The following is a 25868-nucleotide window of genomic DNA, read 5'->3' as shown; positions in this document are numbered from 1 at the left end:
AGCTGAAATGCGATCTGCATGTTTAACCAGTCAAAGGAGAAAGCCCGATGAATGAACATATACAGCAAACATTAGAATTTGACAAAGTCATTGCCCGATTAAGTAACCAGGCAGCGACGACTGTCGGAAAAGAACTGACCCGCAAACTGAAACCTTCAGCCGATATTGAGGATGTGAGAACACGGCAGACGGAGACCGATGAAGCCGGTCAGATATTACGCTTGAATATGGCTGTGCCCTTAGGCGGAATTGCAGATATTCGTGCAAGTGTGAAGCGGAGTGTTATCGGCGGGATATTGACTGCTGAGGATTGTCTTAATATAGCCACGACACTTTATGCAACCCGTCAGGTTAAGCATTTTTTTGATACTTTAGAAACGGATGTGCCCCATTTAGACGATATGGCCGGACGTATTGTTTCCTTGCCTGAATTGGAGAAAGCCATTAATAACTGTATTGATGAAAGAGGAAACGTGATGGACAGCGCCACACCTAAATTGCGGAGCATTCGGTCATCGATCAGGTCCTATGAGGGCAATGTACGTGATAAGCTGGACCGCTATACGAAATCACAGAGTAAAATGCTGTCAGATACAATTGTCACCATTCGCAATGACCGCTATGTTCTGCCTGTGAAACAGGAATACCGCGGAGCAATCGGCGGAATTGTTCATGACCAGTCCACATCCGGTGCGACGTTATTCATGGAACCAAAGGCGATTGTCGACTTGAATAACCAGATTCAGGAGGCAAAAAGTAAAGAAAAACAAGAGATTGATCGGATTCTCCAGGAATTGAGCGGGCAAATTGCGGCTAATGAAAACGTTCTTACAGAGAATGTCTCGCTTCTGGCGCAAATCGATTTTATTAATGCCCGGGCAAAATTAGGCAGACAAATGAATGCGGCTATGCCTGTTATGAATGAAGACGGGATAATTAATCTCGAGGCAGCCCGGCACCCGCTAATCCCTGAGGACGAGGTCGTGAGCAATGATGTTTCTATCGGTGAAGACTATACAACCATCGTTATTACTGGTCCCAACACCGGTGGCAAAACGGTTACATTAAAAATGGTCGGGCTGTTCACGTTAATGGCTCAGTCAGGTCTGCAAGTTCCTGCAGAGGATGGTTGTCAGATGGCTGTTTTTGATAATGTTTTTGCTGATATTGGTGACGAACAATCGATTGAACAAAGTTTAAGCACGTTTTCATCGCATATGACAAATATTGTTTCAATTCTCCAGCAAGTCGATCACAAATCTCTTGTGCTGTTTGACGAACTCGGTGCGGGAACTGATCCTCAAGAGGGTGCTGCATTAGCTATGGCTATTCTGGATGATGTTGTCGCTCGTGGTGCCCTCACAGTGGCTACAACACACTATCCTGAACTAAAAGCATACAGTTATAATCGTGAACATGTGGTGAACGCCTCAGTAGAATTTAACGTGGAAAGCTTAAAGCCTACTTACAGGCTGCTGATTGGCGTACCTGGACGCAGTAACGCGTTTGATATTGCCAAACGTTTGGGACTGTCTCATTCGGTGATTGATCAGGCTAAAAATCATGTCGGTGTTAATGCTGCAAGCGTGGAAAATATGATTGCCTCACTTGAACAATCACATCATGAGGCTGAAGCTGATTACGAACAGGCACAGGAAGTTCTGGAAGAAAGTGAAAACCTTCATAAGGAACTGCAAAAGGCGTGGAACCAGTTCAAAACGAAGCGTGAGACAATGTATAAAAATGCGGAAGATAAAGCGGCTAAAGCACTGCAAAAAGCGCGTGATGATGCAGAAACCATTGTTGACGAAGTCCGTACTATGAAAACAGACGCCCAGTTAAAAGAGCATGAGTGGATAGAAGCCCGGAAAATGCTTGAAGAAGCGCAGCCAGATTTATCAGCGAAAAAATCGGATAAGACAGCATCAGCCAACGCTTCAGCACAAGAACTGAAACCCGGCGATCAAATAAAACTATTGTCAGCAAACCAGCAAGGTTCGGTATTGGAAAAGGTTAATGATCAGGAATATTTGATTCAGGTAGGCGTCATGAAAGTCAAAGTGAAGCGGAGCGACTTGGAGCGTATTAATGAGCAGAAGACGGAAACGGAAAAACCGATGACAACCGTTAAGGGTTCCAGTCATCATGTCAAAACAGAACTTGACCTCCGTGGTGAGCGCTACGAGGAAGCGATGGAGCAATTAGAAAAATATGTTGATGATGCCTTGCTTGCTGGCTACCCTAAAGTTTTTATTATTCATGGAAAAGGTACTGGCGCTCTGCGCAAAGGGGTTAAACAATTTGCCCAAAAAAATCCCCGCATTAAAGGAGACAGGCAGGGTGAAGCAGGTGAAGGCGGAAGTGGTGTGACTGTCCTTGAATTGGCATAACATCAATGTTAGCTGCTGCCGGACAATATGTACTGGGATGACTTTATTTGATAAGATCTTTTTGTTTCGGCTCGTATGTCCAGGCAGATTTTTAATGACCTGAAGCCAGCTGAACGTGATAGTTTGATTCCTGCTTTATTTAGAGTATGGAGTGCGTATTGGAGGGGATTCAGATGCTGCTGAAGCGTCTGGCGAAGATCATGTTTATCGTTAGTGCCATCTTCTTAATAGTTGGAATTGTTTACTTGCTTTAAATATGCTGTATATCTTTGTTTAGCAGATATTTTAAAAAATTTTAAAGAAAATGGTATTTTAAGTTTCAAAAAATAATCACTTATCGGTATAATGGAATTAGCCAAGCAAAGAGGAGGAGTATATAATGGTGAACCAATCGTATTGGCTAAAGCATTATCCGGAAGTGATTCCAGAAACGATTGCATATGAAAAGAGATCACTAGATTCGTTTTTGGTCGAGTCAGCGGAACAATTCCCAAAAAAGAAAGCGATTCATTTTATGGGGAAAGACATGACTTTTGGGGATGTCTATTCACAGGCGAAAAAGTTGGCAGCTTATTTTCAATCACTTGGTTTGGAAAAGGGGGATCGGGTAGCAGTTATGCTGCCGAACAGCCCGCAAGCCGTTATCAGTTATTACGGGGCCCTGCTTGCTGGCGGAATTGTCGTTCAGACGAATCCGTTATATAAAGAACGTGAACTTGAGTACCAGCTGATGGATAGCGGCGCAACGTTTATTGTCTGTTTAGATGTTTTATTGCCGCGTGTTTCCAAGGTGCGCGGCAACACTGAGTTGAAGCATACTATTGTAACAGAAATAAAAAGTTATTTGCCTTTTCCGAAGAATCTGGTCTATCCGTTTATCCAGAAGAAAGAATACAATATGGTTGTCAATCCGGAGTCATCGGAGGACATTCATATTTGGCAGTCAATCATGGAAAACGGTCATGAGCACTATACACCAGTTGACATCGATCCACAGGATGATGTGGCCCTGCTGCAGTATACTGGCGGCACGACCGGACATCCAAAAGGTGTGATGCTGACGCATTATAACCTGGTCAGCAATGTGCAAATGTGCCGGAACTGGCTATATAAAACGGAAACTGGCAACGAAACGGTTTTGGGTGTTTTGCCATTTTTCCATGTATATGGTATGACGACCGTTATGAATCTGTCTGTGATGTATGGGTTTAAAATGATTCTAATGCCTAAATTTGATGCGGAAGACGTTCTTAAAACGATCCAGAAACAAAAACCCACTTTATTCCCTGGTGCACCAACGATTTATATCGGACTATTGAGTCATCCCGATTTGAAAAAATATGACTTGTCGTCTATTCAAGCCTGTATTAGCGGATCGGCACCATTGCCTGTTGAAGTTCAGGAGCAATTTGAGAATGTAACCAATGGCCGTGTTGTGGAGGGCTATGGTTTAACTGAATCCTCGCCAGTTACACATGCCAATTTAGTATGGGAACATCGTGTTAATGGCAGTATCGGTTTACCATGGCCGGACACGCTTGCGAAAATTGTGCTGGAAACCGGTGATGAAGCACCTGTCGGGGAGACTGGTGAATTAGCTGTAAAGGGTCCGCAAATTATGAAGGGCTACTGGAATAATGAAGAAGAAACGAATCATGTCCTGAAAGACGGATGGTTGTTCACAGGTGATGTTGGGTACATGGATGAAGATGGGTATTTTTACATTGTTGATCGGAAGAAAGATTTGATTATTGCTGGTGGCTACAACATTTACCCTAGGGAAGTGGAAGAAGTGCTGTATGAACATGAAGCTGTTCAGGAAGCTGTGATTGCAGGTGTTCCGGATCCTTATCGCGGCGAAACAGTTAAAGCCTATGTTGTTTTGAAAGCTGGTCACCAAGTTGATGACAAAGATCTTAATACATTTTGCCGTAACAATCTGGCAGCGTTTAAAGTACCAAGAGTCTATGAATTTCGTGATGAATTGCCTAAAACAGCCGTGGGTAAAATCTTACGCCGTCAGCTTATCGATGAAGATAAAAAACAACAGCCAAATTTTGAATCCGTTTGATTCATTAAACGACAACCGACCTGCCTGAACGATATATTGACAGAAGATAGCCTGCCCTTTAGAATAAGGATATGAATGACTGTTCATTCACTATTCACTAGTGAATTTCAAGGAGATTATGATGGAAAAAAACAAACCGAAGTATAATCAAATTATCGAGGCAGCTGTTGAAGTCATCGCAGAAAATGGTTTTAATGCATCGCAGGTAGCTAAAATTGCTAATAAGGCGGGTGTTGCTGATGGAACCATTTATCTTTACTTTAAAAATAAAGAAGATATTCTTATCTCAGTTTTCAAAGAAAAAATGGGTGAGTTTATTAAAGAGATTGCCAGCAGCATACAATATGAGGACAATGCTGAAGCTAAGTTATACACGCTGATCAGCATGCATTTCCATCAGCTTGCTGAGGATCATCATCTCGCCGTTGTTACGCAGTTGGAGCTGAGGCAGTCGAATATAAAACTCAGGCAGGAAATTAATCAGATTTTAAAGCCCTATCTAACGGTGATTGATGATATAATTAAAGAAGGCATAGAGGAAAATATCTTTCGTGATAATTTGAATATTCCGCTTGTTCGGCAAATGATCTTTGGTACGCTTGATGAGATCGTTACCAATTGGGTTATGCAGGACCAGCGATATGAGCTTATTTCACAAAGTTCGGATGTTCACGCCTTTATCACGTCTGGTCTTTCCGTTAATCATTAGAAAGGAGGCGCATTTGATATGAGTACCATAAACTATGAAACACACGATCATGTAGCAGTCCTGACGATCCAGAGTCCACCGGCAAATGCTTTGACACGTAATCTATTAAATGATCTAAAAGATTATATGGACAAACTTGAAACCGATTCCACTATTAAAGCTGTCGTCTTAAAAGGGGAAGGGAAATTTTTCTCCGCCGGAGCGGATGTTAAAGAGTTTACGGCTCTGCAAAATGCTTCTGATTATCAATCTTTATCACAAAAAGGACAGGAATTATTTAACCAGATTGAGCGTTTTTCAATCCCTGTCATTGCTGCCATACACGGGGCTGCCTTAGGAGGCGGACTGGAACTCGCGATGGCCTGTCACATTCGCATTGTGACTGAAGAGGCTAAACTTGGCCTGCCTGAAGTGACGCTGGGTATTCTTCCGGGATTTGCCGGAACACAGCGTTTGCCGCAGCATGTCGGGGCCGCCAAAGCTTATGAAATGATTTTAACAGGCGAGCCCATTAGCGGCAAGGAAGCTAAAACAGTTGGTCTTGCCAATCAGACAGTAAAAGATGGGGAAGCTTTTGATAAGGCATATGAACTGGCTGGGACGATTGCATCAAGAAGCCGATTATCAATTAATGCGGTCATGGGCTTGATCCCTTATGCTAAGTCTGAACAATTTGAAACAGGGGTTCAGGAGGAAGCAAAGGCATTCGCCGATATTTTCGGTTCAGAAGATGCAAAAGAAGGGATAAATGCATTTCTGGATAAACGCAAACCAGACTTTCAGGATAAGTAATTTAAAGGAGGAGAAACGGGTATGAACATTTACGTACTGTTGAAACGCACGTTTGATACAGAAGAAAAAATCAGTGTATCGGATGGACGCATTGAAGATGAAGGCGCTGAATATATTATTAACCCGTATGATGAATATGCTGTAGAAGAAGCGATTAACCAGCGTGATAAGCACGGCGGGGAAGTGACAGTTGTGACAGTTGGTGATGAGGAGGCTGAAAAACAATTGCGCACAGCTCTTGCTATGGGAGCTGACCAGGCCGTTCTGATTAATACAGAAGATGATCTTGAAGACGGTGATCAGGTTACAACAACCAAAATTCTGGAATCCTATTTTAATGATAAAGAACCAGAACTGATTTTGGCTGGAAACGTCGCTATAGATGAGGCGAGCGGTCAGGTCGGCCCACGGCTTGCTGAAAGGCTGGGCATCAATTATGTGACAACAATTACAGGGCTTGAAATTGATGGCAGCACAGCATCTATAGAAAGAGACGTTGAAGGTGATGTCGAAAAGGCAGAAGCAGATCTCCCATTACTGGTTACCTGTCAGCAGGGGTTGAACGACCCGAGATATCCGTCACTGCCTGGTATTATGAAGGCTAAGAAAAAACCGCTTGATGAACTCGAACTTGATGATTTGGATCTGGACGAAGAAGATGTTGAGGCTAAAACCGAAACAATTGATATATTTTTGCCTCCTGAAAAAGAAGCAGGACGCATTCTGGAAGGCGACATTGACGAACAGGTGAGTGAACTGGTTTCACTGCTTAAAGATGAAGCCAAAGTACTTTAATTCGTTTGGGAACAAAATACCTGCTTAATTTTTGATAAGGAGAGGAGAAATAGCATGAGTGATAAATTACTTGTTATAGGTGAGGCGAGGCATGGGGAGCTGCGCCATGTCACATTTGAAGCAGTTGCGGCAGCTAAAAGGATTGATGACGGAGCAGAAGTTGTTGGTGTTTTATGCAGTCATGAAGATATGAATGAACAGGCACAGGAGTTTATTTACAACGGAGCTGACCGTGTCATAACGGTTAAGCATGACAATCTGGAAACGTATTCGTCCGAAGGCTATTCACAGGCGCTTATGACAGTGATTAATAACGAATCACCAGATGGCATTATCATGGGACACACAGCATCCGGAAAAGATTTAACGCCAAGGCTTGCCGCCAAACTTGATACTGGTTTGATTTCGGATGTTACAGATATTGAAATCAATGATGATCAAGCTGTTTTCATCAGACCCATTTATTCGGGGAAAGCATTTGAGAAAAAAACGATATCAGATGGTTTAACCTTCGTGACCATTCGTCCGAATAACCTGCCAGCACTTGAACGCGATGAATCACGTTCTGGAGATATAACGGCTCAGGAAGTTGATGTCAAAGATCTTAATACAGTTATCAAAGACGTGATTCAGAAGACGTCTGAGGGTGTTGATTTATCTGAGGCAAACGTCATTGTTTCCGGCGGACGCGCAGTGAAAAGTGCCGAGGGTTTTGAGCCTTTGTATGAACTCGCGGATGTGCTGGGAGGAGCTGTCGGCGCTTCACGCGGTGCATGTGATGCCGAATACTGTGACTATTCGCTGCAGATTGGTCAGACCGGTAAAGTTGTCACACCTGATTTGTATATTGCTGTCGGTATTTCCGGTGCAATCCAGCATCTTGCAGGCATGTCCAATTCGAAAGTGATTGTTGCCATCAATAAAGATCCGGAAGCAAATATTTTCAATGTTGCGGATTATGGCATTGTCGGTGATATATTTGAAGTGGTTCCAAAACTGACCGAAGAATTGAAGCAGGCTGTGGTTTAAGGTACTGAAAGGCACTTTGATACTTAAAAGCAATAGCAGCATCGTTATGTTATCGCGTGTATGACGCTCTGGAAGTGGAATAAACAAAGTATTCGCCAGGAATAATGAACGATGATATACTCAATTTACAGTATAGTGATTGAGGAGGTAATGAAAATGGCAATTGAACATGTAACAGATCAAAACTTTGGTCAGGAAACAGCTGAAGGGCTGGTTCTGGCGGATTTTTGGGCCCCATGGTGCGGACCTTGTAAAATGATCGCTCCAGTTCTTGAAGAAATTGACGGCGAAATGTCCGATAAAGTACAAATTGTAAAATTGGATGTTGATGAAAATCAGGAAACAGCCGGCAATTATGGCGTCATGAGCATTCCTACACTTCTGCTGTTTAAAAACGGCGAGGTTGTTGATCAGGTTGTTGGCTTCCAGCCTAAAGAAGCACTCGTTGACTTAATCAACAAACACGCTGCATAATAAAAGAGCGTTGCATCGTAATCCCTTGTTACATCACGTAGCAGGGGATTATGTATAGACAGGTATCATAATTTAGGGATGAGTTTTGCAATGAATCAGCTATTACAGGAAAAACTGGCTGTTCTGCCGGCACAGCCAGGCTGTTATTTAATGAAAGATAAAAATGGCACGGTTATTTATGTTGGAAAATCTAAATTGCTCCGCAACAGAGTCCGATCATATTTCAATGGAGCTAATGATAAAAAAACACAACGCCTGGTTCAGGAAATTCAGGATTTCGAGTATATTGTGACATCATCTGAAATGGAAGCATTAATTCTGGAGATGAATTTAATTAAAAAATACGATCCCAGATATAATGTCCTTTTAAAAGATGATAAAACCTACCCGTATCTAAAAATTACATCTGAAAGACATCCGAGGCTGCTTATTACACGAAATATCAAAAAGGATAAAGGAAAATATTTTGGACCCTATCCAAATGTACTGGCAGCTAAGGAAACGAAGAAGCTGCTGGACCGATTGTATCCATTACGGAAATGCAATAATCCTCCAGGCCGCCCGTGTCTTTACTATCATATGGAGCAGTGTCTTGCCTGCCGTGAACAACCGGTTCCGGAAGAAACCTATAAAGAGATTATTCGAAACATCACCTCTTTTCTGCACGGTGGTCACAAAGAGATCAAGGATGATTTGCTCAATAAAATGCACGAAGCCAGTGCAGAAATGAATTTTGAACGGGCTAAGGAACTGCGGGATCTTATTCAGCATATTGAAGCCGTTATGGAACGGCAAAAAATGACATTAAATGATCAGAAAGACCGCGATATATTCGGCTATAGTTATGATAAAGGGTGGATGTGCATTCAGGTTTTTTTTGTGAGACAAGGGAACTTAATCGAGCGTGATGTTTCAACATTTCCTTTTTTTGATGACCCTGAAGATACCTTTGTCAGCTTTATTGGACGATTTTATATGCACCAGCACCATCTGAAACCAAAACAGCTGCTTGTTCCGATTGGCACTGACACTGATTTGTTAAGTGACTTATTGGAAATAAATGTCCACACCCCATTCCGCGGGCGGAAGAAACAGCTTGTGGATTTGGCGATGAAAAACGCCCGGATTGCCCTGCAGGAAAAGTTCTCACTCATTGAACGTGATGAAGAGCAGACATTTCAGGCTGTTGACAGTCTTGGTGATGCCTTGAATATTGAAACACCGCACAGGATTGAGGCGTTCGATAACTCGAACATTCAAGGGGCGGATCCCGTATCAGCAATGGTAGCTTTTATCAATGGGCGGGCTGACAAACAAGAATATCGCAAATATAAAATCCGAAATGTTGAAGGACCGGATGATTATGAAACGATGCGTGAAGTTGTCCGTCGCCGGTATACAAGAGTGCTGAAAGACGACCTGCCATTGCCTGACTTGATTATTGTCGATGGCGGCAAAGGTCAAATGAGTGCAGCGATGGATGTGCTGGAAAATGAGCTGGGTCTGGATATTCCGCTTGCCGGTTTGGTGAAGGATGACAAGCATAAAACAAGTGAATTACTGTATGGTAATCCACCCGAAGTGATCCAGCTGTCAAGACAATCACAGCCATTTTATCTTGTGCAGCGCATTCAAGATGAAGTACATCGGTTTGCTATCTCTTTTCATAGACAACTACGAGGCAAAAATAGCATCCAGTCAGAGCTGGATAACATTCCAGGTGTTGGGGAAAAGCGGCGGCGTCTGCTGTTGACCCATTTTAAATCAATTAACGATATTAAACAGGCGTCCGTGGAAAATCTTACGAAATTAGGCGTTCCGCAAACTATTGCCCAAGACATTCTAACCCATTTGAATAACGATAAAGGGGGCGAAACAACCTGACTTTGTTTCGCTCCTTTTAATCTGACAGCTTCCAGAAGTGCGATTGTTTAATCAGTATAGGTGACTGTGAATTCGACAAGATGGACTTTTTTATGTATATCTTCATGGCATTCGCATGAATTGCTGTTAATCTTTTCAACTGATGCAGCTAAAAACCCGGATTCAAGACGGAATTCCGTTTCGATTGGCGCTGTGAGACGATAAACCACGGAGTCGGCCATTAATTGAAAAGTCAGCTTATCTTTTTGCTCGCTTAAAAGTTCCAGTTGGCCCCATCCTAATTTTTCAAATGCGTAGATAATATCGGATACGGCTTGTATTTCAAATTTTCGAGCCAGATTTTTACCCATAAAATAAAGCATAGTATGGGTTTCATTCCCAAATAAATCCGGCAGGCCAATATACCGGATGAGATCATATCCGGCTCCCGGCGTGTTTAATTTATCCAAAAGTGTAATTGGCATCATGCTGTGGTCTTTAGTCATTAAAGTCATCCCTTCCCCAGTACGAATACACGCATAAACACATTTATTGGTTTAAACGGAATCATAGTAATATTATCAATGCAAATGTGTTAAAGTGCAAGCAGTGTCCGGCATTTTTTAGTAGGATAATATGCATATTCACTTCCTTTTCTTGACGCCCAACCCGGATAGCATTACAATATATATGTCATAAATTGTGCATCTTTTGGGCAATAATAACTACAGTCTTATTGTCTGAAGTGTATTAAACGTGAAGAGGGGGGATAAATCATGGCAGAACATCGTGAATTTTTTTATCGGCGACTTCACTCGCTTCTTGGTGTCATTCCAATTGGTCTTTTTCTGATTGAGCATTTGATTGTGAACCACTTTGCTGTTTACGGTGAGGAAAGCTTTAATCAAGCGGCATCTTTTGTAGATAACTTGCCATTCAGACTTTTGTTGGAAATAGTGCTTATTTACTTGCCGATTTTGTTTCATGGAATCTTAGGGGTTTACATTGTATTTATCGGAAAGAGCAATACAACACGATATGGTTTTTTCCGCAATTGGATGTATCTTTTGCAGCGAATCACCGGTATTGTTACATTCGTGTACATCATTTGGCACGTTTGGGAAACGCGCATACAGATTGGTTTGGGCAACGAACCGCTTGATTACAGTTTGATGGAAGATATTTTGTCCAATCCATTAATGTTTTGGTTTTACATCATCGGCCTTTTGGCAGCAACGTTCCATTTTTCGAACGGACTCTGGAGCTTCATGGTAACATGGGGTTTTACACAATCGCCACGTTCCCAGAAGGTGCTTACATACATTACAATGATTGTATTTTTAGCACTCAGTTATCTCGGTGTCAGAGCGTTGATCCAATTCGCTTATGGTGTTTAAAAGAAACGGTTTGAGAAGACCAGATCAGGACGTGCTGCATCGTCAGTTAAACATCGGCTTTCGAGCGGAATAGTTTGATCTCACCGGTTTTCTTGAACCATATTTTACAGAAAATAAGGAGTGAGCCTTATACTATGAGTAATCGTAAAATGGTTGTTGTTGGCGGCGGTTTAGCCGGTCTGATGGCAACAATTAAAGCAGCTGAAGCAGGCGTTGAAGTCGATTTGTTTTCGATTGTTCCTGTTAAGCGTTCTCACTCTGTGTGTGCTCAGGGCGGCATTAACGGTGCTGTTAACATACAGGGCGAAGGTGATTCCCCGTGGCTCCACTTTGATGATACGATCTACGGCGGTGACTTTCTGGCTAACCAGACACCCGTGAAAGAGATGTGTGAAGCAGCGCCCGGTATAATAAATATGCTGGACCGCATGGGTGTTATGTTCAATCGTACAGCAGAGGGCCTTTTGGACTTCCGCCGGTTTGGCGGGACACAAGTTCACCGGACAGCGTATGCAGGCTCAACAACAGGACAGCAGCTCCTATATGCACTTGATGAGCAAGTGCGCCGTTATGAAGTGGAAGGCCTTGTTAATAAATATGAAAACTGGGAATTTGTTGGAGCCATCATTGATGATGATAATGTTGGACGCGGCATTGTCGGCCAAAATATTCGCTCACATGAGATTAAATCGTTTCCGTCGGATGCTGTTATTATAGCAACAGGCGGTCCTGGCATTGTTTTTGGCAAGTCCACGAATTCTATGATCAATACTGGATCAGCTGCAAGCATTCTTTATCGTCAAGGCGCAAAATACGCAAATGGTGAGTTTATCCAGATTCATCCCACAGCTATCCCGGGAGAGGATAAGCTCCGTCTGATGAGTGAATCAGCCCGTGGTGAAGGTGGACGTGTCTGGACGTATAAAGATGGCGAACCATGGTATTTCCTTGAGGAGAAATATCCAGGTTATGGAAACTTGGTTCCGCGTGATATAGCGACACGGGAAATCTTTGATGTATGTGTCAATCAGAACCTCGGTGTTGATGGTGAAAATAAAGTCTATCTTGATTTGTCACACAAAGATCCTGAAGAGCTCAATGTCAAATTGGGCGGCATCATGGAAATTTACGAAAAATTTGTAGGGGACGATCCCCGCAAAGTTCCAATGAAAGTTTTCCCTGCTGTCCATTATTCCATGGGTGGTCTTTGGGTCGACTATAACCAGATGACTAACATTCCAGGCATTTTTGCCGCTGGTGAGTGTGACTTCACCCAGCATGGCGCAAATCGTCTGGGCGCTAACTCGTTACTGTCGGCTATTTATGGCGGATCAGTAGCCGGGCCGAATGCTATCGATTATATTGAGGGACTGGACAAACATGTTGATGATATGCCATCTGAATTGTTCGATAATAAAGAGAAAGAAGAACAAGATAAATTTGAGCAGCTGATGCAGATGAATGGTTCTGAAAATGCTTATGAGATTCATAAAGAACTCGGCGAACTGATGACCAACTATGTCACCGTTGTCCGTCATAACGATCAGCTGAAAGAAGCTGATAAGCAAATTCAGCAGTTGATGGAACGCTGGAAAGATATTAACATAAATGATACGTCCCGCTGGAACAACCAGGGTGTCATGTTCACGCGTCAGCTGGAAAGTATGCTGGAACTGGCACGCGTTATCACGATCGGTGCTCTGAAGCGTGATGAGACACGTGGTGCGCACTATAAACCAGAATTTCCCGAGCGTGATGATGAAAACTTCCTGAAAACGACTGTCGCTCAATTTGATGAAACAAATCATGAGCCTGTCTTTAACTATGAAGAAGTAGATACACAATATATAGCGCCCCGTAAGCGTGACTATTCAAGCAAGTAGTTAATGAAAGGAGTCAATGAAATGGCTGAAAAAAGTACTGTTACGTTTATCGTTACCCGTCAGGACAGTCCGGATTCTTCTCCTTATAAAGAGACATTTGAGGTGCCTTATACACGTAATATGAACGTGATTTCCGGACTGATGGCCATTCGGCAAAACCCAGTCAATGCGAGTGGGGAGAAAACATCACCAGTTCAATGGGATATGAACTGTCTTGAAGAGGTCTGCGGAGCTTGTTCCATGGTTATTAATGGAACAGCTCAGCAATCCTGCTCTGCTCTGGTAGATGAGCTGGAACAGCCAATACGTCTTGAGCCAATGACAACATTCCCGGTAATTCGCGATTTATTCATTGATCGGGAAGAAATGTTCGAATCATTGAAACAAGTGAAGGCCTGGATTCCAATTGACGGAACTTATGACCTTGGTTCCGGTCCGCGGATGCCTCAGAAAAAACAACAATGGGCTTATGAATTATCGAAATGTATGAGTTGTGGGGTTTGTCTTGAAGCATGCCCGAATGTTAATGATAAATCCGATTTCATCGGTCCAGCAGCTATATCGCAAGCACGTTTGTTCAACTCACATCCAACAGGTGAAATGAATGCCAGTGAACGTCTCGAAGGGTTAATGGGAGACGGCGGTATTAGCGGCTGCAGCAATGCTCAGAACTGTGTTGAAGTGTGCCCTAAAGGTATTCCTTTGACGACGTCAATTGCTGCCATGAACCGTGCAACCAATATTCAAGCGTTCAAGAACTTCTTTGGCAGTGATGAAGCACATTAGATTATAAAACTATCAATCTATCTATATAATGACCCTTGCTCCATTAAGTGGCAGGGGTCATTTTCATAGGGAGGCAGTTTAATTGACAAAGGTTTCTTATATTGAAGATTTAGATCAGTGGATGTCGGAATTTTCATTTTATATTCCTGTTAAAGTTCGTTTTTCCGAAACGGATATGTTCGGACATGTTAATAATGTGTCAGCTTTTATTTATTTTGAGGAAGCACGGATTGAATTTTTAAAACAAGCAGGGGTGTTTCCTCAGGAGCATGATGAAAAGGTCATGCCGATTGTAGCGGATTTACAATGTGATTATCATAGGCAAATTTATTTTAATGAAACGATCAAATTGTATGTCAAACTAGGTCACGTTGGCAACACGTCTCTGGACGTTCATTATATGGCGTTAAATGACAACTATGAACTCTCTTTAACGGGCCGCGGACGAATGGTCATGATTCATTCCGATACGGAAAAGCCGGTTCCGATGAACGATACAATGAAACGTCAGCTTATGGCTTTATAGATGACAAAAACCGGCTTTTTGAAAAGAAAGCCGGTTTTTAACTCCCTATAGCTTTAACTCCCCCATACGGAGGAGTTCGACAACAGCCTGGGAACGCCCCTTGACGCCCATTTTTTGCATTGAATTTGAAATATGGTTCCGGACTGTTTTTTCTGATATAAACAATTCCTGGGCAATATCTTTTGTTGATTTATCTTGTACAAGAAGTTCAAATACTTCCTTTTCCCGTTTTGTCAGTAGCTGTGATGTTTTGTTTGTCTTATCCTTCAATTGATAACCCCTCCTCGCTGTCCAAAGAGTCGCAGTTGAAGGGTGAGTTATTTAGTCATGATTAGTTTATGAAAGAAGACGTAAACAGTGAGCCCCTTTGCGGGTTATTTAAGAAAGTTTTTTGACCTGAATCAATTTCATAATTGCTCTTATTAAAAACGCAAAGACCTGCAGAATTTCTAATGTGTATTTTTTTAAAATTCCTCTAAGCAGCCTGCTGCTGCTTTAACGCGGCATCAATGCGGTCTGCGGCTAATTTCGATGCATTATACATCAACGTAACGATATCAAAATGGATCTGAGCGCGTTTCCCTGAACGATGGCGAACATTGTTGAGCTGAAAGAATTCCTTTAAATAGGCATTGACACGTTCAACGGCTGATCGGCGCTTGTAGATGGTGTTCCAAGCTTTAGAGCCCCGTGCCGGGGCTGTGTATCGCCTGAGGTCTTTAGTGATTTTCATCTTGAATACTTTCTGGCATATGTCTTCATGGGCTAAAGGGCAGTCTTTGCATTCCTTTGGGTTTGTGTACTTCAGGGTTTCATGTTTGGCATCGTAACTTTCATAACGGTACGAATGTTCACGGAAACATGTTGGGGCAAAATATTTATCAAACCCTATGGGTTCCGATTCATTGCGTTTATTATAGGCAATGATAGATTGCTGGCCCATTCGATAGACCTGCGTGTAAATCGGTTCAAAATCATAACCCGCATCCATCGTCTGATAACGCAAGTTTGAAAGAGGCAAGCGTTCATTCATCCCCTTCAATAAAGGAATTGCGGCTTTTCCATCATTTAGATTTCCTGATGAGAAAAGGGCCTGTAAAATGTATTGACTTGATGTGCCGACAGCCAGATGTCCTTTATAGCCAAACCAGAATGTATTTTTGCCTTCGCTGTTTTTCTTGATCCCCCATTGGGGATCCCGGGGAACACCGTCTCGAAGTTCTGTTAAAGATGCATCCAGTTGAGCTTCGATTTTCCTGTCATAAAGAGGCAGATTCGCTTCTTTCTCAGCTTGTTCCTGGAGCCATTGGTCACGCTCTTCCCTGGATTTACGGCCGCGTTTTTTCGGTTCCGGCTTTGCCTTTTCTTCTTTAGGCGGGGCCTGATCACGTGCTTCGAAATGAGTCGCATCGATGGCGACTGTATCATCAGCGATAAAGCCTTCGGCAATGGCTTGAAGAACAACTTTTTCCTGGGCCTTTTCCAATGCATCTGACTCGCTCAGCTTGGTTAAAAGGCGGGAATAGGAAGCTTCCGAAGGAATCTTGTCTGAAACCAGAAATCCACAATTCAATTTGAAGGCAATATCATCATCTAAGCGTTTTTTCAGGTCTTTTATGGTTGGGATGCGTTCAACATACCGAATGAAAACGGAAATAATCATCGCTGCAACATTCAGCTCTTCAGGCGCGCCCAAACGGGATTTTTTAGCCATGTCGTGATAAATGGCATCCAAATCAACGGCGGAAATGATCGCCTCATACTTTTGGGTAGGTTCCATGTCATAAAGTTCTTGGATGCTAAATAAGCTTGGTTGTCGTATAATAGTCATAGGAAGTATTCCTCCAATCTCTATGGATGTTTTAGTTCAACTACCATTATACAAGATTTGGGGAGGTACTTCCTTTTTTACGTTTTTAAGTCCTTGCGCCGCAAGGGCTATGAATTATGAAATTCGCTCACCTGATAGTTTGTCTTAATAACTGCGATGTGTATTCGGCTGTGTTATACTCTATTAAGTCTGAGTGAATGTATGATTGAAACAACCATAACAGCATGAAGAGGCGATTATGTGAGTCAGAATATAGGTGTCGTCGATTCCGGGGTTGGCGGCCTAACCGTCGTACATGAGTTGATGCGCCAGCTGCCGGGTGAAAGTTTAATCTACTTAGGTGATACGCTGCGATGTCCATATGGGCCGAGGTCCGAAACGGAAATCAAACGCTTCACTTGGGAAATGGTACGTTTTTTACTGCCTAAATCTATTAAAATGCTCGTCGTTGCGTGCAATACTGCGACAGCGTTTACATTAAAAGAACTTCAAGAACAATTACCGATTCCAGTGATTGGTGTTATTAAGCCTGGAGCACGAGCGGCTATTAAGTATACTGAAAACAGTCATATTGGCGTGATTGGAACAGAAGGGACAATCAGAAGTCAGGCTTATGCATCGGCACTGAAGCAAATTAATCCTGAAGTCTCCGTCGATTCCCTGGCTTGTCCGTCATTTGTTCCAATGGTTGAGCAGGGTGTCATGTCAGGAGACAACGCTGACAATATTGTATCTCAGTCCTTGCAGCCTCTGCAGAGAAATAATCGTATTGATACGTTAATTCTTGGCTGCACGCATTATCCTTTAATTAAGCAAACGATTCAAGAGGTTATGGGTCATAACATAGCCGTTATTTCATCGAGTGAGGAGACTGCGCGTGAGGCCAGTACCATTCTGGAATTTTATGATCAGTTAGTTTCAGGAACAGTACCGCCAGCTCATCGTTTTTACACAACAGGCGATATTGGTCACTTCGCCAAAATGACTGAATCCATTTTCAAAACATCAGTTGACCGATTCCAGGCTGTGACCATTGAGCAAGCCATTATTTAGAGCCCTTTTGATATTATCTTTCAAACAGGGTTCTAATTTTTTTGTGCTTAAATTGGTCTAAAATCTGTATTGGCTCGTATATATAATAGTACAAACCATCGTAGGAGGGTAAAACATGCTGAAGCGCACATTATTGCCATTGAGCCTGGCAGTGCTGATGATGATTATATTAACGGGCTGTTTTCAAGGGGAACAATCATTGGATAATGAAGAAATGGATCCGCCGCCAGATGCCGAAGCAACTGATGATAAAAAGGAGAAAACTGATGAGGGTGAATCGGATGAAAATAAAGATGGTGAAGGAAAGGAAAAGAAATCAGAAAATCAAGATAATAAGACATCGGAAACAGTCGAAAGACAACTCTATCTATTTGATGCCAATGGAATGGTAGCACCCCAAAAACTGGAAATACCTGAACCGGATTCAAAAGCAGTGGCTGAGCAATCACTGGAGTATCTTGTGAAAGATGGCCCGGTTACGTCGCTCCTGCCAAACGGGTTTGAAGCTGTACTGCCGGCAGGGACTGAGATTCTGGGGCTTAATTTAGAAGAGAATGGCACAATGATTGTTGATGTTTCCAAGGAGTTCGAAAATTATAAGGCAGAAGATGAATTGGAAGTTCTTGAAGCGATGACATATACGTTAACACAATATGATACTGTCGATGAAATGAAACTGCGCATTGATGGGAATCCACAAGAGTCCATGCCAGTTGATGGAACGCCTATTGCGGACGGTTATTCAAGGGCTAATGGCATTAATCTGGTTCAGAACGGTACTGTTGACTTGCTGGGCAGTGAATCTGTAACTTTGTATTATCCGTCCGCCCAAGGTGATAATAAGTATTTCGTACCAGTAACGGAACATATCAATGTGGATAGTGACCATGTTTATGAATCAGCAGTGCAGGCATTAATGCAGGGACCCGCAATGGATACGAATTTGCAGCATGTTTTCAACCAGTCTGTGGAATTAACGAGCCATCCGGAATTAGATGATGATGGTGTATTAGAAATGGTATTCAATCAGGAAGTGCTGGAGGACAACGATGATGCCATCATTTCGAATGATGTCATGGGGACGCTTGTTCGTACTTTAACACAGGATAAGGAAATTGAAGCGATTGATGTCAAAGTTGAAGATGTTGAAACATTATTTAATGAAAATGGAAAGGCCTATACAGAGCCGGTTACAGTGCAATCATTTACAGGCATAGAAAAACTCTAGTATGTATATTGCTTAGCGTTACTAAAGACTGTGCTCAGCAGTCTTTTTTCTTTTTCTGGCAGAGCAATTCATAATTTATGTTTACGGGTAAAAAATATGTTAATATATAAACTGACGCATTATGAAGGAGGTTAGGGTCAGTGAGACATGATCAGCGAGACTATAATGAATTACGACCGATCACCATAACGCCAGGGTATATTAAACATCCGGAAGGTTCCGTTATGATTGAATGTGGTGATACGAAAGTTATTTGTAATGCAAGTATTGAAGATCGGGTGCCTCCTTTTATGCGGGGTCAGAAAAAAGGCTGGATCACAGCAGAATATGCCATGCTTCCAAGAGCAACACAGCAGCGTAATGTACGTGAATCGTCCAAAGGCAAGGTAAGCGGACGCACAATGGAAATCCAGCGTTTAATCGGACGTGCATTAAGATCAGTTGTCGATCTGAAACAAATTGGTGAACGTACTGTCTGGGTGGATTGTGATGTCCTGCAGGCAGATGGCGGCACGAGAACCGCATCCATTACCGGTGCTTTTGTTGCTGTGGTATTGGCATTTGATAAGCTTCTGCAGAATGGGACCATTAAAAAAATGCCCGTGACAGAATTTATGGCAGCTGTTTCGGTTGGTATTGCGCCCGATGGGACAGCTTTGCTTGATTTAGACTATGAAGAGGACTCTGAAGCAGCTGTTGATATGAACATTGTGATGACAGGGGCGAATGAGTTCATTGAAATACAGGGAACCGGCGAGGAAGCGACTTTCACAGGCGGACAGCTGCAAACCATGCTCGGACTTGCCGAAAATGGTATGCAAGAATTGAATGCTGTGCAGAAAACGATACTTGGGACGTCTGCTGAACGAATTGGTGAAACAAAACAAACAAAGGAAGATACGCCTTGAACGAGATTATAATTGCCACAAAAAATGCAGGTAAAGCAAATGAATTTAAAACCTTTTTTTCCAGGTATTCAATAAATGCCATCTCGCTTCCGGAATTGTCTCAGGAAATCGCCGATATTGAGGAAACGGGTACAACTTTTGCGGAAAATGCAGCTTTAAAGGCAGAACAGATTGCTGAATGGCTGCAGAAACCTGTCTTGGCTGACGACTCAGGACTTGTCATCGATGCGTTGGATGGACGTCCTGGCATTTTTTCAGCGAGATACGCCGGAGAACCAAAAAATGATCAAACAAATATTGATAAAGTACTGCACGAACTGGACGGAATCGACATGCCTGACCGGACCGCTCACTTTGTTTGTGTACTGGCCGTGGCCATCCCTGGTGACGCAACCATTTTTAAAACAGGCTTCTGTGAGGGGATAATAAATACTGAGCAAGCAGGTGTCAACGGTTTTGGTTATGATTCGGTGTTTATTCCTGATGGTTATACGCAAACAATGGCAGAGCTTTCTTCAGATGAAAAAAACCGGATCAGCCATCGTCGTAAGGCCATGGATCAATTGGAAACATGGGTTCAGACATATGCAGCCAACTGAGGTGATACAATGACAAGCGTTTTAATTGTCAGTGACAGCCACGGTTCAACAGAGGAATTGAAAACGATTGTGCAACGGCACCGCCCTGATTATCAAATTCACTGCGGTGATTCGGAATTGGAAATGGATGATCCAGCACTGAAAGGATTCATTAAAGTAGGCGGCAATTGTGATATAGATGCTAGATACCCAGAGGAACAAGTCAGCACTATTGAGGATATAACATTTTTTATCGCACACGGACATCTCCATGAGGTCAAAACAAACCCGATTGCAATTGCGTACCGGGCTGAAGAAGAACATGCGCAAGTCGTTTGTTTTGGCCATACACATATGGCAGGTGCAGAGAAAATTGGCAATCAAATCCTTATTAATCCAGGAAGTATTCTTCTGCCCCGGGGACGAAGCGAGAAAACATATGTGCTAATGGACTGGGACAAGCCGGACAGCATTGATATCTATTTCTATACAGCGGATGGTGACCTTGTTCAAGACTTATCAATGACAGTCTCTTTATCATAATCGGCTGGCCGGCGAGATGAAGTGAAGAAATCGGCAGTCTTGTCGATTTCTGCAGCCATCCGTTTCAGCATATAAAAAGAAATGTTATATACAGATATCTATTGACAAATTGCCAGGAAATAAATATAATTAACGTTGTCTGTAAAAGGTTACATGCGAGTGTAGTTTAGTGGTAAAACCTCAGCCTTCCAAGCTGATGTCGTGGGTTCGATTCCTATCACCCGCTCTATGTATCAAAATGTCCCAGTAGCTCAGGTGGATAGAGCAATAGCCTTCTAAGCTATAGGCCGCAGGTTCGAGTCCTGCCTGGGACACTTCATTAAAAAGAGCCTGAATCTCTTGCCATATAAGGGTTCAGGCTCTTTTATATACTGAGATATCCAATCCATATCAGTCAAGTAACTGACGGTCAGTTATACATGGCATCAGTCCGTGCTTTCACTATCTTTTATGAAGGTATGTAGGTGAAGAGATCGCCTACATCACAGTTCAACTCCTTACAAATGCGCTCAACTAAAGGAACTGGAATACGGTCGTTGTTTCCTTGGTATAATTGGCGTACACTTTCGTACCGGTAGCCTATTCTTCTTGAAAATTCCCGGATGGAAATATCTCTGGAGTGTAATAATTCCTTCAAGTTCGATTTGATCATGGTTGTTTCTCCTTTTAAGTTTAAGTTCATGTCTATTTTGCCTTCGACTCGTTTTCGTCAGTCAGAAAGTCAATACTAAAAATGACTGACTCTAGTTTATTAGGCTTTCTATCTAAATGAAAGATGGCATCGACTTGTCTGCGGATACCACCACTTATTTCGCTCGCAAAGTTAGGGGGATTTCAAAACAAATTATACCCATGGCGTCGACGCTAAATGCGGCTTAATACTTTAGAAATAGTCAGGTATAATAATATTCATTTTAACGCAGCACTTATATATGGTACTATATAGCCAGCATGCTGCAACTGCTGACCAGTTATAAGGAGATTGGATCTTCCAGATTCCTGCTGAAAGGAGTGAATTTATGGCGAATCCGCCGGAAAATGTTATTCTTTTTCCAAAGTGGCGCTGGCGTTTAGAAGATGAGAGTCTTTTGGCTATCAAGGAGAAAAGATATGAAGACGCCCTGGAAAAGCTTAATGAGTTAATTGACTTCGGCATCTATAATCAGGAAATTAATATTGGCCGGCTGATATGCTTGATGGAATTGAATCGTTACCAGGAAGCACAAGACTTTTGTGAAACGCTTTTAACTTGGCATGACGATCATTACTATGACTACATTCATATCTACTTGACGATATTATTCCAGACAAATCAATATGAATTACTGATGAATCAAGCTGACCGGGAACTGGCTTCAGGAAAAGTCCCGGACGATATGACCAAACAGTTCAGGCAGCTGCATGCTGTCAGCAGAAGACTGCGCGAAGAGATCCGGGCGGAAAAGACGACCGAATACATAAACGATTTATTCCGGTCCGTCGAAGAAGCAAATCATGTTCGGCAATATGCACTTGTTGAACAGCTCCGCAAGCTGTCCATTGAACCAACAGATCAAGTGCAGCCATTGCTCGCTGATGACCGTGTGAATCCAGTGACCAAGACAGCCATTTTTGTTTGGTTTCAGGAAACAGGGGTTTCGGAAAAAATTCATATACATAAATTAGGGGCAGATCTGACGGTTGCCCCAGAACAAGTACCGCCGCTGCGTACCCATCCTGTGATGCAGGAGGTATCCAGGATCATCGATGATCAGGAACAGGAAAATCCAACTCTTTTTCAATTTATGGCTCAGCTGTTGCGGCATTATCTTTATGTGCGCTATCCATTTATGCCACATGAAGCTGATGGCGGATCGATTGCGGACGCCCTGATGGCAATTGGGAAAGATTATTTGCAAAAACCTGCAAACACCCGCACAAATGAAGGGAAGCCTGTATCTAAATACGTTGATGAGATCAAAACATGCGAAGCAATCTATTCGACTGTTATAGATGAGGCCTAGACTTAATCAAAGGTCTGCCATACTTGAAAGGCGGTCTATTTATGTTATAATGAGTTGGTGCAAAATGACGCATAACCATTTGAATGAAATATTGAGGACTTTTATTATGTTATGTAAGGACTAATAGATTTTGGAGGGTATGTTATGTCAGCAAATTGGGAAAAACAGGAAGGGAATCAGGGTGTCCTGACATTTGACGTCAGTGCAGATGAGTTCGATAAAGCACTGGACCAGGCGTTTAAAAAAGTTGTCAAAGATGTGGAGATCCCGGGTTTCCGTAAAGGGAAAGTACCTCGTAAATTGTTTGAATCACGATTCGGTGTTGAGTCCCTGTATCAGGATGCTGTGGATATCGTGCTGCCTGATGCTTATTCCAAAGCTGTGGACGAAACGGGTATTGAACCAATAGAACAGCCGGATGTTGATATTGACCAGATTGAAAAAGGAAAAGACCTTATCTTCAAGGCTACTGTTAACGTCAAACCCGAAGTGACATTAGGTGATTATAAAGGACTGGAAGTAGAAGAACAGTCCGTTGAGGTTACAGACCAGGATGTTGAAGATGACATTGAACAGCAGCGTGAACAGCAAGCTGAGCTGGTCGTTAAAGAAGAAGGCAGTATTGAGCAAGGCGATACCGCGGTAATCGACTTCAAAGGCTATGCCGATGGTGAGGCATTTGAAGGCGGAGAAGCCCAGGATTTCTCATTGGAGATTGGTTCAGGCCAGTTAGTTCCAGGTTTTGAAGAAGCTTTAGTCGGAAAGCAGTCAGGCGAGGAAACCGAACTTCAGCTGACGTTCCCTGAAGATTATCATGCTGAGAATCTGGCAGGCAAAGAAGCGGTGTTCGAGGTTAAAATACATGATATTAAAACAAAAGAACTGCCAGATTTGGATGACGAGTTCGCTAAAGACGTTGATGAGAACATTGAAACGCTGGACGAGCTGCGAGAGAAGAAAAAAGAAGAATTGCAGAGCCAGCGCGAACAGGATGCTGAGAATCAAAAGCGTGAAAGTTTGATCCAGCAAGCCACTGATAACGCTGACGTGACGATTCCGGATGCAATGGTCGAAACGGAATTGGACCGTATGCTGCAGGAATTTGAACAGCAGCTCCAATCACAGGGCATGACTTTGGATATGTACTACCAATTCTCTGGGCAGGATAAAGAAGCTCTGAAAGACCAGATGCGTGAGGATGCTCAGAAACGTGTCAAAACGAATTTGACGCTGGAAGCTGTTTATTATCAGGAAAACCTGGAAGTCACCGATGAAGATGTTGATAAAGAAATCGACAAAATGGCCTCGATGTATGGTACAGATGCTGATCAGCTGAAACAAATGCTCGGCGGAAATACCGATGCACTTAAAGAAGAATTGAAGGGAACAAAATCGATTGAGTTTTTAGTTGACCATAGTCAAACGGTCTAACCCTGACTTTAAGTTAATAAGATGTTAAAACAAGGTGCGGTGTTACGCACCTTGTTTTAAACTGTTAGGTTATTTTTGTTATCTATCCTGTACTCTTGGCATACGCTAATGAAAGAATGAAACAGCCAACGATATGCCAGTCTTTCTGGATCTGCTGCCAATTTAAGTAAAACGACGTTTGAAAAAGCGTTATTATTTTGTTTTCGCATAGTCATTTGATATGATGACGATAAGTTAATGAAGGTCATATGACAAGTAGCAGATTTAAACTTTAGGAGTGAAATGCATGTTTAAATTTAATGAAGAAAAAGGGCAATTGAAATGCTCATTTTGCGGAAAGGGTCAAGACCAGGTTCGCAAGTTAGTAGCTGGCCCAGGTGTTTATATATGTGATGAATGTATTGAACTTTGCACTGAAATTGTAGAAGAAGAACTGGGAACGGAAGAGGCAACGGAATTTGAAGAATTGCCTAAGCCGAATGAGATTAACGGGATGCTGAATGAATATGTCATCGGTCAGGATGAAGCTAAAAAGAACCTGTCTGTAGCGGTTTATAATCATTATAAACGAATCAATGCACCCAAAAATAATGCCGATGATGTTGAACTGTCAAAGAGTAACATTGCTATGCTTGGCCCGACCGGCTCCGGTAAGACACTGCTGGCGCAAACTTTGGCACGGATTTTGAATGTTCCTTTTACCATGGCAGATGCTACTTCGCTGACAGAAGCTGGCTATGTCGGTGAGGATGTGGAAAACATTCTGCTGAAGCTGCTCCAGACGGCTGATTATGATGTTGAAAAAGCTGAAAAAGGTATTATTTATATCGATGAAATTGACAAAGTTGCCCGTAAATCGGAAAATACGTCCATCACACGTGACGTATCCGGTGAAGGTGTTCAGCAGGCTCTCTTGAAGATACTGGAAGGTACAGTTGCCAGTGTGCCGCCACAGGGTGGTCGTAAGCATCCGCATCAGGAATTCATTCAGATTGATACAACGAATGTTCTGTTTATTGTCGGTGGTGCTTTTGATGGTATTGACCAGATCATTAAACGCCGTCTTGGGAAAAAGGTTATTGGTTTCGGTTCGGATGATGCCCAGCAGGATATGGATGACAGTGAATTGCTGCAGCAAATCCTGCCGGAAGATCTCTTGCAATATGGGCTGATACCTGAGTTCATCGGAAGAATTCCGGTTGTTGCCAGTCTGGCACAGCTGGATGAGAATGCACTGGTCGACATTCTGACACAGCCGAAGAACGCTCTTGTTAAGCAATATGAAAAACTGTTTGAAATCGATAATGTTGATCTCGAGTTTGAAGATGAGGCTCTCCGGTCAATAGCGAATCGGTCAATCGAACGGAAAACGGGTGCACGCGGGCTGCGTTCCATCATTGAAAGTATCATGCTTGATGTTATGTTTGAGATACCGACACGCGAGGATCTTAGTAAATGTATCATCACAAAAGATACGGTCGAGAAAAAGAACGGGCGTCCTAAGGTCGTATTCCAGGACGGCACGGTTCAGGATGAAAACGAAAAACTTCCCAAAGAAAGTGCTTAAGTCAACAAATT

General features: G+C 42.7%; 24 protein-coding genes and 2 tRNA genes. 22 read left to right on the top strand and 4 right to left on the bottom strand.

What is annotated here, in order from left to right:
* Window positions 1-47 precede the first annotated feature (47 nt).
* The 8 genes from ACZ444_RS09705 (at window position 48) to uvrC (ending at window position 10144) form a co-directional block, all read left to right on the top strand.
* On the top strand, window positions 48-2390 hold the full coding sequence (locus tag ACZ444_RS09705; protein ID WP_382358489.1) for an endonuclease MutS2: 2343 nt from the start codon (window positions 48-50) through the stop codon (window positions 2388-2390).
* Between the two features lie 379 nt (window positions 2391-2769).
* Complete coding sequence (locus ACZ444_RS09700; RefSeq protein WP_382358488.1) at window positions 2770-4461, top strand: long-chain-fatty-acid--CoA ligase; 1692 nt, start codon at window positions 2770-2772, stop codon at window positions 4459-4461.
* Between the two features lie 121 nt (window positions 4462-4582).
* Window positions 4583-5170: a TetR/AcrR family transcriptional regulator gene (locus tag ACZ444_RS09695; RefSeq protein ID WP_382358487.1), complete on the top strand. Its 588-nt coding sequence runs from the start codon at window positions 4583-4585 to the stop codon at window positions 5168-5170.
* 18 nt (window positions 5171-5188) lie between these two features.
* The gene (locus ACZ444_RS09690) at window positions 5189-5962 is read left to right on the top strand and encodes an enoyl-CoA hydratase (protein ID WP_382358486.1); all 774 of its coding nucleotides are present in this window, start codon (window positions 5189-5191) and stop codon (window positions 5960-5962) included.
* A 21-nt stretch (window positions 5963-5983) separates the two neighbouring features.
* The gene (locus ACZ444_RS09685) at window positions 5984-6757 is read left to right on the top strand and encodes an electron transfer flavoprotein subunit beta/FixA family protein (protein WP_382358485.1); all 774 of its coding nucleotides are present in this window, start codon (window positions 5984-5986) and stop codon (window positions 6755-6757) included.
* A 54-nt stretch (window positions 6758-6811) separates the two neighbouring features.
* Entirely contained in the window at window positions 6812-7786 is a 975-nt protein-coding gene (locus ACZ444_RS09680) for an electron transfer flavoprotein subunit alpha/FixB family protein (protein ID WP_382358484.1), read from the top strand.
* 156 nt (window positions 7787-7942) lie between these two features.
* A complete protein-coding gene (trxA, locus tag ACZ444_RS09675; protein ID WP_382358483.1) occupies window positions 7943-8260 on the top strand; it encodes a thioredoxin in 318 nt (105 codons plus the stop codon).
* Window positions 8261-8350: 90 nt separating this feature from the next.
* Entirely contained in the window at window positions 8351-10144 is a 1794-nt protein-coding gene (gene uvrC, locus ACZ444_RS09670; RefSeq protein ID WP_382358482.1) for an excinuclease ABC subunit UvrC, read from the top strand.
* Between the two features lie 47 nt (window positions 10145-10191).
* On the opposite strand, the gene ACZ444_RS09665 is transcribed toward uvrC, so the two are convergent.
* Window positions 10192-10629 (bottom strand): YslB family protein, encoded by a 438-nt coding sequence (locus ACZ444_RS09665; RefSeq protein ID WP_382358481.1) that lies wholly within the window; start codon window positions 10627-10629, stop codon window positions 10192-10194.
* A gap of 270 nt (window positions 10630-10899) precedes the next feature.
* Here ACZ444_RS09665 and ACZ444_RS09660 point away from each other — a divergent pair, with 270 nt between their 5' ends.
* The 4 genes from ACZ444_RS09660 to ACZ444_RS09645 all read left to right on the top strand — a co-directional run bounded on the left by ACZ444_RS09660 (window position 10900) and on the right by ACZ444_RS09645 (window position 14715).
* Window positions 10900-11520, top strand: a complete 621-nt coding sequence (locus ACZ444_RS09660; protein ID WP_382358480.1) for a succinate dehydrogenase cytochrome b558 subunit — start codon at window positions 10900-10902, stop codon at window positions 11518-11520.
* 134 nt (window positions 11521-11654) lie between these two features.
* A complete protein-coding gene (gene sdhA / locus ACZ444_RS09655; protein ID WP_382358479.1) occupies window positions 11655-13403 on the top strand; it encodes a succinate dehydrogenase flavoprotein subunit in 1749 nt (582 codons plus the stop codon).
* Between the two features lie 21 nt (window positions 13404-13424).
* Window positions 13425-14189, top strand: coding sequence for a succinate dehydrogenase iron-sulfur subunit (sdhB, locus tag ACZ444_RS09650; protein ID WP_382358478.1), 765 nt, complete (start codon window positions 13425-13427; stop codon window positions 14187-14189).
* Between the two features lie 82 nt (window positions 14190-14271).
* Window positions 14272-14715 (top strand): acyl-CoA thioesterase, encoded by a 444-nt coding sequence (locus ACZ444_RS09645; protein ID WP_382358477.1) that lies wholly within the window; start codon window positions 14272-14274, stop codon window positions 14713-14715.
* Window positions 14716-14760: 45 nt separating this feature from the next.
* On the opposite strand, the gene ACZ444_RS09640 is transcribed toward ACZ444_RS09645, so the two are convergent.
* Together ACZ444_RS09640 and ACZ444_RS09635 are read right to left on the bottom strand one after the other, a co-directional pair.
* Window positions 14761-14985 (bottom strand): helix-turn-helix domain-containing protein, encoded by a 225-nt coding sequence (locus ACZ444_RS09640; RefSeq protein ID WP_382358476.1) that lies wholly within the window; start codon window positions 14983-14985, stop codon window positions 14761-14763.
* A gap of 205 nt (window positions 14986-15190) precedes the next feature.
* Window positions 15191-16546, bottom strand: coding sequence for an IS1182 family transposase (locus ACZ444_RS09635; protein WP_464433229.1), 1356 nt, complete (start codon window positions 16544-16546; stop codon window positions 15191-15193).
* A gap of 240 nt (window positions 16547-16786) precedes the next feature.
* Here ACZ444_RS09635 and racE point away from each other — a divergent pair, with 240 nt between their 5' ends.
* From racE to ACZ444_RS09600, 7 genes are all read left to right on the top strand, one after another.
* Window positions 16787-17599 carry a glutamate racemase gene (racE, locus tag ACZ444_RS09630; protein WP_382360588.1) on the top strand — a complete coding sequence of 271 codons (813 nt, stop codon included), beginning with the start codon at window positions 16787-16789 and terminating at the stop codon, window positions 17597-17599.
* A gap of 115 nt (window positions 17600-17714) precedes the next feature.
* A complete protein-coding gene (locus tag ACZ444_RS09625; RefSeq protein WP_382360591.1) occupies window positions 17715-18827 on the top strand; it encodes a GerMN domain-containing protein in 1113 nt (370 codons plus the stop codon).
* Window positions 18828-18967: 140 nt separating this feature from the next.
* Window positions 18968-19735, top strand: coding sequence for a ribonuclease PH (rph, locus tag ACZ444_RS09620; protein WP_382360594.1), 768 nt, complete (start codon window positions 18968-18970; stop codon window positions 19733-19735).
* A complete protein-coding gene (locus ACZ444_RS09615; RefSeq protein ID WP_382360597.1) occupies window positions 19732-20334 on the top strand; it encodes an XTP/dITP diphosphatase in 603 nt (200 codons plus the stop codon). The genes rph and ACZ444_RS09615 overlap by 4 nt, the downstream gene beginning before the upstream one ends.
* Before the next feature lie 9 nt (window positions 20335-20343).
* The gene (locus ACZ444_RS09610; RefSeq protein WP_382360600.1) at window positions 20344-20856 is read left to right on the top strand and encodes a metallophosphoesterase family protein; all 513 of its coding nucleotides are present in this window, start codon (window positions 20344-20346) and stop codon (window positions 20854-20856) included.
* Window positions 20857-21011: 155 nt separating this feature from the next.
* A tRNA-Gly gene (locus ACZ444_RS09605) sits at window positions 21012-21082 on the top strand.
* A 14-nt stretch (window positions 21083-21096) separates the two neighbouring features.
* Window positions 21097-21170 (top strand) — tRNA-Arg (locus ACZ444_RS09600).
* A gap of 134 nt (window positions 21171-21304) precedes the next feature.
* Here the strand turns inward: ACZ444_RS09600 and ACZ444_RS09595 are convergent.
* Window positions 21305-21508, bottom strand: coding sequence for a helix-turn-helix domain-containing protein (locus tag ACZ444_RS09595; RefSeq protein WP_464433287.1), 204 nt, complete (start codon window positions 21506-21508; stop codon window positions 21305-21307).
* A 367-nt stretch (window positions 21509-21875) separates the two neighbouring features.
* Between ACZ444_RS09595 and ACZ444_RS09590 the strand changes: the two genes are divergently transcribed.
* The 3 genes from ACZ444_RS09590 to clpX all read left to right on the top strand — a co-directional run bounded on the left by ACZ444_RS09590 (window position 21876) and on the right by clpX (window position 25857).
* Window positions 21876-22859 (top strand): tetratricopeptide repeat protein, encoded by a 984-nt coding sequence (locus ACZ444_RS09590; protein WP_382360606.1) that lies wholly within the window; start codon window positions 21876-21878, stop codon window positions 22857-22859.
* A 144-nt stretch (window positions 22860-23003) separates the two neighbouring features.
* Window positions 23004-24290: a trigger factor gene (gene tig, locus ACZ444_RS09585; protein WP_382360608.1), complete on the top strand. Its 1287-nt coding sequence runs from the start codon at window positions 23004-23006 to the stop codon at window positions 24288-24290.
* A gap of 286 nt (window positions 24291-24576) precedes the next feature.
* The gene (gene clpX, locus ACZ444_RS09580) at window positions 24577-25857 is read left to right on the top strand and encodes an ATP-dependent protease ATP-binding subunit ClpX (RefSeq protein ID WP_382360611.1); all 1281 of its coding nucleotides are present in this window, start codon (window positions 24577-24579) and stop codon (window positions 25855-25857) included.
* Window positions 25858-25868 lie beyond the last annotated feature (11 nt).

The organism is Lentibacillus kimchii, assembly GCF_055381965.1.
The sequence above is the reverse complement of the archived record's forward strand: the minus strand, read 5'-3'. Positions and strand labels throughout refer to the sequence as shown.